This is a genomic window from Falsiroseomonas sp. HC035, assembly GCF_050563525.1.
GTDB lineage: Bacteria > Pseudomonadota > Alphaproteobacteria > Acetobacterales > Acetobacteraceae > Falsiroseomonas.
The window spans coordinates 89,027-102,059 of the sequence record NZ_JBNXUN010000003.1; the positions used below are offsets into that span (position 1 = coordinate 89,027).

Consider the following 13,033-nt stretch of genomic DNA (forward strand, 5'->3'; position numbering starts at 1 on the left):
GGGTTCAGTAGGCCGGGGTTGCCTCGGTGACCGAGACATGTGCCGCCACGACCTTCCAGCCGAGGTCCGGGAAGCGCACCCAGGTCTGGCTCTGCCGCCCGGGCATGTCGCGGCCGCGCATGTCGAATTCCAGGTTCACGGTGGCGATGTCGCGGCCCAGCGTGGTGATCACCAGCCGCCGCCGCGCCAGCTTTATGCCGGGGCCCGGCGGGCGGCGCACGCGATGGGCGTGGATCTCGTCGAAGCCGTAGCCGTTCTCATGGATCGCGTAGCGGATGGTCTCCGGCGCGTTCCAGAAGGTGGCGTCGAGCACTTCCACGTCCTTGTCGATCAGCGCCTGCTCGTAGCGCTCGAACAGCACGCGGACTTCCTCGACCACCTCAGGAATGTTGACCTGCATCAGCCTTGCTCCATTGCCAGCGCCATCCGCAGCAGCAGCGCATCCTCACCCCGCGCACCCACCAGGGACAGGCCGACCGGCCGCCCCTCCACCGTCGCACCCGGCAGGCTGACCTGGGGGTGTCCCGCCAGCCCTCCGAGCGCGCACAGGCAAAGGATCTGGTCGCGCACCGGCCCCAGGGCCGATAGCGGCAGGCCCATCTTGGGGGCCGGGAACGGCGTGGTCGGCAGCGCCAGCACGGTGCCGGGTGGCAGCAGGTGGCGCAACCGGCCGCGGGCGTCCTGGCGCATCAGCGCGGCCCAACCCCGCTCCGCCTCCGGCGCCGCAGCGCCCAGCACAAGGCCACGGGCGACCGAGAAGGCGAAGCGTGGATTGTCTCGTTCGATCCAGTCACGGAACGTCTCCCAGGCCTCGATCGGTTGCAGCGTGCGCTGCGCGCGGCCCCAGGCGACCAGGCCGGGCGGGGCCAGCAGATCCTCCCGCCACTCCGGCACCAGGCGCTTCAGCCGGTCCAGCATCGGCTGCAGCGCGGCGGCGGTCTCAGACTCGGCGAAGCCGAAGGCATCGGTCGCGATCACCAGGCGCGTCGCCGGCGCCGCGGCAGGCGCCTCGCCCAGCAGCACTTCGGAAACCCGCGCAAAGGTCGCGGCGTCGCGGGCGAACCAGCCGGTGGTGTCAGAACTCGGCGCCTGCGGCAGCATGCCGTCCAACGTCATGCGGCCATGCGTCGGCCGGATGCCGTAGAGCCCGCAGAAGCTGGCCGGCACCCGCACGGACCCGCCAGTGTCGGTGCCCAGCGCCGTCTCACACAATCCCTGCGCCACGGCACTGGCGGAGCCAGAGGAGGACCCGCCCGGCACGTGCCCGGGTGCCGCCGGGTTCAGCGGCGTGCCGTCGAAGGCGTTCTCGCCGAGGATACCGAGCGAGACCTCGTCGGTCACCGTCTTGCCGATCAGCGTCGCGCCGGCATCCAGCAGCGTCTGCACCGCCCAGGCGTGGCGCTGCGGCACCGGATTCTGCCGTGCCCAGTCCGGGTTGCCCGCGCCGGTCGGATGCCCGGCGATGTCGAACAAGTCCTTGGCGGCGAAGCGGATATCCGCCAGCGTTCCGCCCGCGCGGCCTTCGATGCGGATGTCGGTTCCCTGGACGAAGGGCGAGACGGAGGCGGACATGGGTTCTCCTGCGGCGTGCGATGGCAGTTAAGCGGCACGGCGCCGGCACCGCCAGCCGGACAAAGCTGGACAAATCCGGAAACCATCCACCCCTCCTTCGCGCTAGGTTGCCGGCGCTGTAGCAAAGGTAGAGGATCGGTGCAGTTTTGTGACACGCTGGCGGCGCAGGAGGAGGTTTTGTCCATGGCTCTACCGTCGGCCGAGGGCGCCGAGCCGGCCAGGGCGGCGACGTCGCTGGCGCTGCTGATCGTCGACGACGAGGTACATGTCGCGGGCGAGCTTGCTGATGCCGCCATGGATGAAGGTTATGCCGTGCATGTCGCCAATTCCGCCGCGGCGGCGCTGGAGGCGGTGGCGCGGCACCCGGAGATCGGCGTGATGATCTCTGACATCCGCATGCCGGGCTGCGACGGTCTGCAACTGACGCGCCAGGTGCTCGCCATGCGGCGGGAGGCGGAGGCGATCGAGGTCATCCTGATCACCGGCCATGCGACGCTGGACGATGCCATCACCGCGGTCCGCACCGGGGCCTTCGACTTCGTCCGCAAGCCGTTCCGCCTGCGGGAGATCCTGGAAGCCACCTCCCGCGCCCTGGCGCGCTCCATCGGCCGGCGCCGGGTGGCGGAGGTCGAGGCGCGGCTGGACCACCAGGGTCACAGGGCGCCGACGCGGCCGGAGGCGGATCGCACGCCATTGCGCTCCGTCACCATGTTGCAGGGGCTGATGCACGAGCTGCGCACGCCGCTGGTGCCCATCCTCGGCTTCGCCGAACTGCTGGAGATGCCGCAGCCGGCCGCCGAGACGCGGGATTTCGCGTTGCAGATCGGCAGCGGTGCGCGGCTGCTGCTCACGACCGTCGAGAACCTGATCACCCTGACCCAGTTGGAGCGCGGCGAGATCCATCTTGCACTGCGGCGCTTCGACGCGAGCAGGCTGCTGCGCGGGATGGCCGAGGATCATGCGAAGGAGGCCGAGGCCGCCGGAGTTACCGTGACCCTGTTGAATCAGGCGTCGTCGAACCAGTCGCTTGCCGACCCACAGGGCGATCCCGTGCTGCTGCGGCGGGCGCTGGAAATCCTGCTGCGGGTCGCGATGCAGCGCGCGGCGCGCGGCGGCACCGTGGCGCTTTCGGTACAGCACGACGCGGCGGGCCGCGTCGGCTTCTGCATCGGTGCGGCGGATGCGGCCATGCTGCATGATGCGCAGGCCGTCGATGCCTCCGAGGCCGCACTGCAGGTGGCACCGCTCGGCATCCATTTCGCCGAGGCGGTCGCCCGGTTGCACGGCGGCACGCTGGCGCTTTCGCGCGCTGCGGAAACAGCCTTCAGCGCCACCATCATCCTGCCCGCCGAGTAGTAAGTCGCGGGTGGGCTCAGGCCGGGCACGCGAAGGCCACGCCTTCCCGTGCTGCGTATCACGCCGGATCCCATTGATCGGAACCTGCGCGCGCCGAAGCCGGGCGAGCGGCCGAATGGCCGCCGCGCCAGGTGGCGCGCAGCCAAGACGGCGGATGCCGATGAGCGAGACTTGTAAGGCGGTGATCGGTCACGATCACCGGGGTGGCCACTAGGCCGCCAGCGGCAGCAGGATGGAGAAGGTGGTGGCGCCGTCGCGCGTTTCGACGTCGATCGTGCCGCCCATCTCGGTGATGATGCTGCTGCTGATCGACAGGCCGAGCCCGGTGCCGGTGCCTTCGGGCTTCGTGGTGAAGAACGGGTCGAAGATATGCGGCAGGATCTTGGCCGCGATCCCGCCGGCCTGGTCCGCGACCGTGATCCGCATGCGACCGCAGCGCGCCACGGCCGCGATGCGGATGGTGCGCTGCGGCGGCGGGGCCGGCATGGCACGATAGGCGTCGCAGGCGTTGACGATCAGGTTGATCAGCACCTGTTCCAGCGGCACCGCCTTGCCCAGCACCGGCGGCAGCGCCTCCGCGATGTCCGTCACCAGATGCACGCCCTGGCCGGCCAACTTGCCCTGCAGCAGCTGTGCGGCGCCGGCCACCACGCCGGACAGCGCCACTGGTCGTCGTGGGCCGGAGCCGTTGCGGCCGAACACCCGCATATGGTCGATGACGGCGGAGGCGCGGGTCGCGAGGTCGATGATGAGGTCCAGCTTCTGTCGTACCCGGGGGGGTGCGCCAGGTGCCGCGGAAAGCGCCCGCAGCGCATTCTCCGCCGCCAGGCTGATGCCGGCCAATGGTTGGTTCAGCTCATGCGCCATGCCCGTCGCCAGCTCGCCGAGTTGCGCCAGCTTGGCCGACTGGGCCAGTTGCAGCGCCATCGCCCGCGTGCCGGTAATGTCCGTCCAGCTCATGATGATCTCGCCGGCGCCCGTCCCCGTCGCACGCAGCTGGCCGAGGATCAGCCGGCGCGGTCCGTCCGGCTGCCCACAGCCGAATTCCACGGAACCCTCCCCCTCCACGCCGGCCAGGTCCAGCGCCTGGTGCAGCGCCGCCAGGTCGGCCTCCGAAACGCAGTCGGGCAGACGCCCCGCCAGCAGGTCGGCCGGAGCCAGCCCGATCAGCGCCTGGACGGAGGGCGAAGCATAGCTGGGCATCCAGGCGCCCGCCGCGTCGCGCCGGAAGCGGATGACGGCGCCGGGCATCGCGCGGATCAGCGTCTCCAGCTCCTGCGCCGCCTCCAGCCGCTGGCGCTCGGCGGCCTTGCGCGCGCTGATGTCGCGCTGGACGGAGACGTAGTGGGTACAATGGCCGGCTTCGTCCATTACCGGCGCGATATCCAGCTCCACCGTCATGGGCGTGCCGTCGCGCCGATAATTCAGCAGTTCCTGCCGCACCGGGCGCCGGGCCTCCAGCGCCGCGCGGATGCTGGCCAGCGCCGCCTGCGCCGTGCCGGTACCCTGGAAGATGCGCGGCGTCCGGCCAATCACCTCCGCCACCTCGTAGCCGGTCTCCCGCTCGCCGATCTGGTTCATGTACAGGATGCGGGGGCCGTCCGGTGCATCCAGCACTGCATCGGTGATCAGCACCACGTCGTTCGAGGCTTCGACAGCACGCCTGAACAGCGCCACCGAGGCCTCGTCGATGCGTCGCCGCAGCAGCGGCCGCAGCGCCAGCGTGGCGTCGGACAGCAGCGCCGCCTTGGCCGCGAGGTCCACCGGCCGCTCGGCGAAGCCGACGGAGAAGGCGCAGCGGTCCTCGCCCACCGAGAACGGCGTCGCCACCAACGTCGCCACCGCATAGCGTGCCGCCAGAGCCACGGCCGGAAAGCGCGCGCCCTCCGCCTCCAGGTCCGGCACCACGGATTGGCGGCCGGTGACGAGGGCGCGGCAGACCGGCGAATTTTCGGGAGTTAGGGTCAGGCGGCGCAGCCTGGACAGGAATTCCGGATTCTGGAAGGCGCCGAAGCCGGTGCCGTCGATGAGGTCGGCCTGGCCGGTGGCGGCATTGAGCCGCCAGACGTGGCAGAAGGTCCCGCCGATCGACTGGCACAGCGCGCCGCCGGCCGCGCGCAGGGCACCGATGAAGTCCGGCGCCTCGGCTGCGAGCGTCAGCAGCCGCTCCATCAGCGCTGCCCGGCGTGCCATGGCGTCGATGCGCACGGCATTGTCGAGTTGTTCCAGTCGACCCTGCACCGACAATGCCAAGTCTTCCAGCATCGCGAGGTCGGCCGCCGAGGGCACGGGGCGCGGCGTATGGTCCATCACGCACAGCGTGCCGAGCGGCGTGCCGCAGGGGTCGAGGATCGGTGTGCCGGCGTAGAAGCGCAGGCCGGGCGAGGCCGTTACCACAGGATGGTCGGCAAAGCGCGCGGCCTGGCGCAGGTCCGGAATGACCAGCGAGCGACCTTGGCGCCGGACCTGGTCGCACAGCTTCGCCACCGCCTCCGTCCAGTCGACCGCGCCGACCACGCCGGCCAGGTCCAGCCCATCCTGCCCAACCAGGCGCACCGCCGCCGCTGAGGTACCGAACAGCCGGCAGGCATAGCGCAAGGCGCGCGAGACACCGGGATCCGCACCCGCGCCCGGCCCGGTGCCGCGGGTGAGTTCGGCGGGAAGTCTCGCGACCTCCATCTGGCCGGTGTCCATGTACAACCTTACCGGAGGTTAATCCTCCCCCGGGATACTGCACAAAAGTTGTAATCTTTAATAGTGTACAACCCCGATTAGGTCTCGGCCGACGGCCGATTGCCGGAGACTGTGACATCCGGCGCGGCCAGGCGCAGCACGATGGCGAATTCCGTCCCCCCCTCCAGCGGCGCCGCACTCAGCGTTCCACCCATGTCGGCCAGGATGCCATGGCTGACGGACAGGCCGAGGCCCGGGGATCGGCCAGCCACCCTCGTGGTGAAGAAGGGCTCGAAGATCTTCGGCATGATCGCGGGCGGCACGCCACCGGCGCGGTCGCGCACCGTGACCCGCAGGCGATCCCCCTCCACCCGCGCGGCCACCTGGACCCAGCGCTCGCCAGGCGGCGGCGGGGCCGCCATCTCGTCATAGGCGTCGCAGGCATTCACCACGAGGTTGGTCAGCGCGAGCGCCAGCGGCACCGGCTTGCCGTGCGCTGGCGGCAGGCCCGGCGGCAGGTCGCGCAGGATGTTGACGCCGCTCTGCTCCATGCGGCCGTGCAGCGTGCCGAGCGCGCTGTCGAGGATCTGCTCCATCCGCACCGGCTCGTTCTCGCTTTCGGCCGCCCGGCCGAACACCCGCATGCGGTCGATGATCCCGGCCGCGCGCATGGCGAGGGAGACGATGACGTCGAGCTTGGCAGCAAGGCGCGGCGGTGCATCCGGCCACCGCAAAAGCATGCGCTGCGCATTCTCCGCCGCCAGGCTGATGCCGGACAGCGGCTGGTTCAGCTCATGCGCCATGCTGGTCGCGACCTCGCCCAGCTGGGCCAGCCGCGCACTGTGCTCGGCGCGCTGCGCGAGGTCGTATTCGCGCGTCACGTCGGACCAGGTGGACAGTACCTCGCCCTCCCCGTCCCTTGCCTCATGCGCCTTCATCAGCATGCGCAGCCAGATCCAGCGGCCGTCGCGGCGGCGGAACTGCACCACCACGACCTGCTCCGCGCCGGCCAGCGCGTGCTCCATCGCCTCGACCAGGGGCGCGACGGGGGGCTCGATGTTGCGGCGCAGCCAGCCGCTGGCCATGGCGTCCTCGACCGAAAATCCGGTCAGCGCCACCACAGAATTGGCCACGAAGGTCCGGGTCCAGCGGCCATCCGCGCGCTTGCGGCTGCGGACCAGCACGCCGGGCATGGCGCTGGTCAGCGCCGCCATCTCCCGCCCCCAGGCCGCCAGGTCCCGATGCGCGCGACGCAGCGCGTGGTCGCGGTACAGCATGGCGCCCAGGAACAACAGCGCCGCCAGGATCATGCAGACCATGAACAGGTTGACCAGCGGCAGCGCGTAGCCCGTCCCCTGCCGCGCCAGGATCCGGCGATCGATTCCGGCGTCGCTGGATTGCGCCAGCTTCTCGAGGCCCGCGTACAGCCCACGCAGGACCTCGTGCAGCCGCAGCGAAACATCCGGCGCATCGAGGGCCGCCATCGCTTCAAGCCGCGGCAGCGCCACGTCGATCAACGCGCGCAGGTCGCGAAGCTCCGGCACTTCGGCCTCGGCTTCGACGGGATGGCGGATATTGAGCCGCGCGAGTGTCGCCACCTGGTCACGGAATGCCGCCGTGTCCGCATGTTCCAGCTCGAGTTCGAGCCGCGTCGCGGCCAGCGTCGCCTCGTCGACCAGGTGATGGACGATCAGCGCGTCACGCTCGGCCTCGACGGCCTGCTGCCGGAGGTCGATCAGCAGCGGGGTGAAGACGGCGACGGCGGTCAAGCTCATGACCATCGCGATCAGCGCGACGATACGCAGAACGCTGCTCGAGCGAACCTGGCGAGGCGGCACGAAAAGGCTGCGCGACTGGCCCGGGGCCACCAGTCGCTTCATGTCGGCGCCTTCCGGCATCGGGAGGTTCATCCAATCCGTGAAACTGGTGGACGGGCCGATGCGGTCGCCTTGGCGCGGCCGATTTCGGACCAAGGCCGGCCAGCGCGCCGCCTGGACGTTACGTAGGCTGCATTCAGAGGGGGCTCAAGCATCTTTCCTGGATGCCGACACATCCGCAGCCGTGGCGATGCTTCGCGACAAATCCCGACCCAGGCGCGGGAATCGCGCTTTGTCCTGCCCCCGCGGCAGACAAATTCGTCGACGGCACCAGTGGCCACCTCCGCGCGGATGCCACACCCTGTCCGGGCGGGCAGGACATCCGCGGGGCAGGAGTCCGCCAGTGCCTTGCCTGCCGCACCGCCCATCGGTCCATCAGCAAATGCCGGAGCAAGCCCCGCGGGCGGAGGCAACCCGTCGCCAACTGCTGCGAGCGGCGCTCGGCGCCGGCGGCTGCCTCACGATGCCCACGCGCCCCGGGGCGATGGGCACGCCCTTCCGGCCCATCCTGCTGCCGCCCGCCCCGCCACCGCAGCACCGCGCGGGGCCAGAGGATCAGGCCGAATGGATGCGGTTCCGCCAGCGCTTCATCCTGCCGGAAGGCCGCGCCGTGGATACCGCGAATCACGGCATCTCCCATTCCGAGGGCCAGGGCTATGCCATGCTGCTGGCCAGTTGGGCTGGCGACCGGCCCACCTTTGAAAGGCTGTGGGCCTGGACCGAAGCCAATCTGGCGCGGCCGCACGATGGCCTGTTCGCCTGGCGCTGGCAGCCGCACCAGGCGGTGCCGGTCACCGACCTGAACAGCGCGACCGATGGCGACATCGCCATCGCCTGGGCGCTGCAACGCGCCGCGGCCCTGTGGGGCCAGGCTGCCTGGCATCAGCGTGCGAGTCGCATCGCGCAGGACCTGCTGCGCCTGTCGGTGCGCCTGGTGGGCGGCGATACGGTGCTGCTGCCTGGGCCCTACGGATTCGAGCGGCCGGGCCACGCGATCCTCAACCCGTCCTACTACAACCTGGCCGCGCTGCGCGCGCTGGCGCGGCTCGCGCCAGACCCGGGCTGGGCGGCGCTCGAGGTTTCCGCGCACCGGCTGCTGGCCTCGGCGCGCTTCGGGCGCTGGGGCTTGCCGGCGGATTGGGTGACGCTGTCGCGCAACGATGGCTCGCTGCTGCCGGCGGCGGATTGGCCCGCGCGGTTTTCCTGGGATGCCATCCGGGTGCCGTTGAACCTGTGCTGGGCCGGCGAGCACACGGCACCGGCCCTGGGCGCCGCCGTCGACTTCTGGCGCCAGCGCCACCCCGGCTTCCCGCCCGGCCGGCACCCCGCCTGGGTGGACCTTCGCACCGGCAGCCTGGCTCCCTACCCCGCGCATGCCGGCGTCACGGCGGTGATCGTGCTGGCGACGGCGACGCAGGCCGGCACGGCGCAGGACGCGGTGTTTCCGACACAGGCGGAGGCGACGGACTACTACGGCGGCGCGCTGGTCCTGCTGGCCCGGGTGGCGCGGCAGGAGGGCGCGGTGGCGCGACTCGTCCTGCCCGCGAGTGCCAGTTGCAGCTTCACCGGCACCGAGTGCTAGGTCGCCCGTCCCTGCGTCAGGCCTCGGGGAACCCGTTGAAGGCGTAGCCCTGGTTGCGGATCGCGACGATCACTTCCCCCGCGCCGCGGCAGCCCAGCTTGCGACGGATCTGGTGCACCAGGTTGTCCAGCGACCGATCCTCCGCGCGATAGGGCCGGCGCAGCACCTGCTGGGTCAGCACCTCCCGGTCCACGGGTGTGCCGGGCCGCTCCGCCAGCAGGGCGAGCAGCGTGAACTCCGCCGCCGTCAGCGGCACGGCGCTGCGGTCGGGGCGGTACAGGCGCCGCTCCGACGGAGCAATGCGCCACTCGCCGGCCGGCACTGCCTCGCGCCGCACCGTCCGGCGCAGATGCGCGCGCACCCGCGCCACGAGTTCGCGGCCCGCGATCGGCTTCAGCAGGAAGTCATCGGCCCCCAGTTCCAGGCCGATCACGCGATCGGCCTCCGACCGGTTGCCGGTGAGGAACAGCACGGGCGCCGCGGTCAGCGCCCGCAGCGCCGGCAGCATCAGCAACGTGTCGACCGCGCCCAGGCGCTGGTCGAGGATGATGAGGTCGGGCTGCCAGTCCTCCAGCATCTTCAGGGCGGCGGGCCACTTGTCCACGGATCGTGCGGCCATGCCATGATCCGCGAAGGTTTCCAGCAGTTCGCCGGCGAGGATCGCATCATCCTCGACGATCAGCAGGCTGTGCATGGGTGCCGGAAGGGGATCTGGAACGGGGATCGTCACGGGGCTGGGCCGCAGGCTCGGGGGATGAATGGCGGTCATGGGGCGCGCTCGATCGCCGGATACTAGAAAGTTAATTTCTCACATCCGCGTGTGCAATACAAGGACCGAAGCGGTCAGTTGAAGATCGCCTGCGTCGTTTCCGTCAGCGTCATCGCGAACCAGGGCACGGTGGCGGCGTGCGGGTAGCGCAAGGCGACCGTCACCCGCGCCACCGCGCCGTCCATGGCGCAGTCACTGAGCGTGACCTCAAGCTTCGCCGGATCGAGCAGCGGCAGGCTTGCCGCCTGGCCGATCTGCGCCTGCCCCGACTGGGCGCCACTGAGCCCGGTGCAGGCCGCAAGGCCGCTGCCGATGTTCCGCCCGCCGCGCAGTGTCACCGCGCGCACTGCCTCCGCACTGGCCATGCGCAGCGATTCAACCGTGGCCATGTAGCGCCCCGCCTCCATCCCGCCGACCAGCAGCAGGACCAGGACGGGCCCGACCAACGCGAACTCCAGGCTGGCCACGCCGCGTCGGCCAAGGCGGATCATGGATCCGGCACGGCGCGGCTCAGCGCAGGCGCAGGACGGCATGGCCGGTGCCCTGGGTCATGCCATGCAGCAGGTGCGGCACCAGCGTCCGCGTCGCGGTGACGGTCAGCAGCCGCGTCGCCCCACCCGGGCACGGCAGGTCGCAGGCGGCGGGGCTGGCCGCGCACTCGCAGACCAGCACCGGCATCGGCACATCCGCCTCGGTCAGCGCCGGCCAGGCTGCGATGACGCGGGCGCGGATGGCGGCGAGGTCCGCCGGGTCGGCGGCCGCCTGCTGCGCGCCGGCACGGGCCGCGCGTTCCAGCCGGATCGAGGTCTGCGCCAGGTTGGCGACATCGTGCGCGGCCAGGATGGCCAGCAGCAGCACGGGCGCCACCACGGCGAATTCCACGGCGGCGATGCCGCGCCGTGCGCCGGGCCCGCGGATGTTCCAGCCGGCCATCTGCGCTACTCCACCAGTCGCACGGTGCGCAGGGTTGCGAACGGCGTGAAGCCGGCGCAGCCGGAGACATCCACATCGGTGTCCGAGGAGCCGGAGAAGGACAGCCGGTAGCCGATCACGCCAAGGCAACTGGAATAGCCGATGCCGCTGTTGCCGTTCACCACCACGTCGGAGCTTGGGAAATACATGCCGCCGAACATCTGCATGGTGGCGCCGCCGTTCAGCTGGACCTCCTTCGTACTGCCATTGTTGGTGGCGCGGGCGTCGCGGTACGCGACCAGCCCGGCGGCTTCCGGATGGCCGGCGATGAGCGAGGTGGCGGGACCGCGCAGCGCGCCGGTGGCCTGGGCGTTGATGCGGAGGGTGCCGACGCGGTCGGCATCGCCCGTCATCACCAGCGTCACGCCATCCCCGGTGATCTTTCCCTGCACCGTCAGGTCGGCGTTCCTGAGATAGTAGATGCCCGGCTCCAGGTGCAGGTGGTCCTTCGTGCCGATCGTGAGGTTTTCGCAGATAGCAGCACCGGGGGAGAGCGTCGCCTTGTTGCTGGTGAAGGTGACAGCGCCGCTGCGGCAGGCGGGTAGGCTCGGCGTCCAGCCCTGCAGGCCGGCGAAGGGGTCGGTGACGGGGTTCACCCGCCCGGCCGTCACCACCGGCCGCTGGGTGCGCGCCGCATCCGCCCAGACATCGCCACTTGTGCAGCCGCTGCACGTGCCGGTGGTGACCAGCGCCGCGGCGCGCACGCTGGCGCTGCCATAGATACGGATGCCGCCCGGCGCCGGCGTATTCGCTGCGAGGGCGCAGCGCGTCGCATGGGTGGTGCTGTTGCCGCCGAGTTCCAGCCCGCCGCCAAGCGCCAGAAGGCAGACCTGCTCATCGATATTGGCGATGGCAACGGCGCGACGCCGGATGGTGGGCGCCGCATCCACGAACATCCCGACCAGCCGCACCTCCTGCCGCTGTGTGATGACGACCTCCACCGCCGCGGCGTTGCCGGCAAAGGTGCCGGTCGTGGGCGGGTGACTGATCGCCACGGTGGTACGACCATCCGTGACAAAGCCGTTGCGGGTCGCGGTATCGGTGGCGACGGCCACGACCGCACCGCCCGCCTCCCATGTCATGGCGCCGGCCAGCGCGGCGAGGTCGACCGCAGTGCTGGCATTGCGCGCGGCCAGGTACCAGGTGCCACCTTCCGCGGCGAGGCCGAGGAAGCCGATCAGCACCGTGAAGCTGACGGCCGTCATGCCGGCGACGGAGCCACGCCGGCCCCGCCGTCCGGCGATGATCTGCGCTGCCTGAAGCACGGGCTTCTCCCGCTCCGGTTGTGGAACGCGCATATGGCAGCACTCGGGGGTCCGGCGCAGCAGCGCCTGCTTCAGGATTTGTCAGGGAGTGTCACACAACAATAGGTTGCAAAGCTTTCGTTGCACTCGCCTCAATAGTCATCCCAATTGCAGGCGTCGGATGGCACGCAACCTCCGGCGCGGGGCCCATACAGGCCTCGGCACACCCTGCATCGTGTCGACGACAAGGAATGCCACAATGATCGCTCTCGCCTTCACCAACGCCCGCCGCGCCCTGGCAGATCGCAAGGGCGTCACCGCGGCGGAATATGCCGTGCTGGCCACCGCAATCGTCGTGGCTGTCGGCCTCGCCGTGGCTGCGCTTCAGCCGCTGCTGGTCGCGAAGTTTTCGGGCCTCATGAGCTAGGCCGCGTCACGCCGCTGCCGATTGGGGAGGCTGATGGGAGTCTGCTTCCGGGAGACGCCACCATGACGACGCTGGCAGAGATTGCGATCGTCATGCTCCTGCTGGTCGTCGCCTGGCGCGACGTGCTGACCCGGACCTTGCCCGATGGCATCGCACTGGCCGTCGCTGCCATTGGGCTCGGACTGCGTGCGTCCATGGGCTGGTCGCCGCTGCTGCTGTCGGCGGCGGCGGCGACGCTGCTGTTCACGGTACTTCTGGCAGTCGCCATGCGAGGCTGGATCGGTGGCGGCGATGTGAAGCTGGCGACGGCCCTGGCGCTGGGCCTGCCGCTTGGCACAATACTCGATTTCCTCCTGATCACAGTGATGGCCGGTGGCGCGCTCGGCCTGGGCTACATGTCGGGCCCATACCTCGTTTCGCGCCGCCCACCTGCCCTCGGCGGTTCTGGCCTGCGCCGCGTCGTGGCAGTCGAGATGCGGCGTCTGCGCCGCGGCGGTCCCCTGCCCTATGCCGTCGCCATCGCTGCCGGCGGCATCTTCACCCACCTCGCGGGCCACTGAG

The 13,033-nt window shown here is 70.6% G+C and carries 12 protein-coding genes; 4 read left to right on the forward strand and 8 right to left on the reverse strand.

Annotated features, from left to right (window positions below; genetic code table 11):
* Positions 1-4: 4 nt before the first annotated feature.
* Both hpxZ and ACLF3G_RS08115 read right to left on the reverse strand, forming a co-directional pair.
* Positions 5-400 carry an oxalurate catabolism protein HpxZ gene (gene hpxZ, locus ACLF3G_RS08110; protein WP_430668857.1) on the reverse strand — a complete coding sequence of 132 codons (396 nt, stop codon included), beginning with the start codon at positions 398-400 and terminating at the stop codon, positions 5-7.
* Positions 400-1,572 carry an amidase gene (locus ACLF3G_RS08115; protein ID WP_430668858.1) on the reverse strand — a complete coding sequence of 391 codons (1,173 nt, stop codon included), beginning with the start codon at positions 1,570-1,572 and terminating at the stop codon, positions 400-402. Before ACLF3G_RS08115 ends, hpxZ begins: the two co-directional genes overlap by 1 nt.
* 183 nt (positions 1,573-1,755) lie before the next feature.
* On the opposite strand from ACLF3G_RS08115, the gene ACLF3G_RS08120 reads away from it, so the two are divergent.
* Positions 1,756-2,928: a response regulator gene (locus ACLF3G_RS08120; protein WP_430668859.1), complete on the forward strand. Its 1,173-nt coding sequence runs from the start codon at positions 1,756-1,758 to the stop codon at positions 2,926-2,928.
* Positions 2,929-3,138: 210 nt separating this feature from the next.
* On the opposite strand, the gene ACLF3G_RS08125 is transcribed toward ACLF3G_RS08120, so the two are convergent.
* Complete coding sequence (locus ACLF3G_RS08125; RefSeq protein WP_430668860.1) at positions 3,139-5,622, reverse strand: ATP-binding protein; 2,484 nt, start codon at positions 5,620-5,622, stop codon at positions 3,139-3,141.
* A gap of 77 nt (positions 5,623-5,699) precedes the next feature.
* Entirely contained in the window at positions 5,700-7,511 is a 1,812-nt protein-coding gene (locus tag ACLF3G_RS08130) for a sensor histidine kinase (RefSeq protein ID WP_430668861.1), read from the reverse strand.
* Between the two features lie 349 nt (positions 7,512-7,860).
* Between ACLF3G_RS08130 and ACLF3G_RS08135 the strand changes: the two genes are divergently transcribed.
* Entirely contained in the window at positions 7,861-9,060 is a 1,200-nt protein-coding gene (locus ACLF3G_RS08135) for a glycosyl hydrolase family 8 (RefSeq protein ID WP_430668862.1), read from the forward strand.
* Positions 9,061-9,076: 16 nt separating this feature from the next.
* Here the strand turns inward: ACLF3G_RS08135 and ACLF3G_RS08140 are convergent, their stop codons facing one another.
* The 4 genes from ACLF3G_RS08140 to ACLF3G_RS08155 all read right to left on the reverse strand — a co-directional run bounded on the left by ACLF3G_RS08140 (position 9,077) and on the right by ACLF3G_RS08155 (position 12,066).
* A complete protein-coding gene (locus tag ACLF3G_RS08140) occupies positions 9,077-9,754 on the reverse strand; it encodes a response regulator transcription factor (RefSeq protein ID WP_430668863.1) in 678 nt (225 codons plus the stop codon).
* Between the two features lie 149 nt (positions 9,755-9,903).
* On the reverse strand, positions 9,904-10,320 hold the full coding sequence (locus ACLF3G_RS08145) for a TadE/TadG family type IV pilus assembly protein (protein WP_430668864.1): 417 nt from the start codon (positions 10,318-10,320) through the stop codon (positions 9,904-9,906).
* Between the two features lie 19 nt (positions 10,321-10,339).
* A complete protein-coding gene (locus ACLF3G_RS08150; RefSeq protein WP_430668865.1) occupies positions 10,340-10,762 on the reverse strand; it encodes a TadE/TadG family type IV pilus assembly protein in 423 nt (140 codons plus the stop codon).
* A gap of 5 nt (positions 10,763-10,767) precedes the next feature.
* Positions 10,768-12,066, reverse strand: a complete 1,299-nt coding sequence (locus ACLF3G_RS08155; protein WP_430668866.1) for a pilus assembly protein TadG-related protein — start codon at positions 12,064-12,066, stop codon at positions 10,768-10,770.
* Between the two features lie 238 nt (positions 12,067-12,304).
* Between ACLF3G_RS08155 and ACLF3G_RS08160 the strand changes: the two genes are divergently transcribed.
* Positions 12,305-12,472: a hypothetical protein gene (locus ACLF3G_RS08160; RefSeq protein ID WP_430668867.1), complete on the forward strand. Its 168-nt coding sequence runs from the start codon at positions 12,305-12,307 to the stop codon at positions 12,470-12,472.
* A 62-nt stretch (positions 12,473-12,534) separates the two neighbouring features.
* Positions 12,535-13,032 carry an A24 family peptidase gene (locus ACLF3G_RS08165; protein ID WP_430668868.1) on the forward strand — a complete coding sequence of 166 codons (498 nt, stop codon included), beginning with the start codon at positions 12,535-12,537 and terminating at the stop codon, positions 13,030-13,032.
* Position 13,033: the final 1 nt, after the last annotated feature.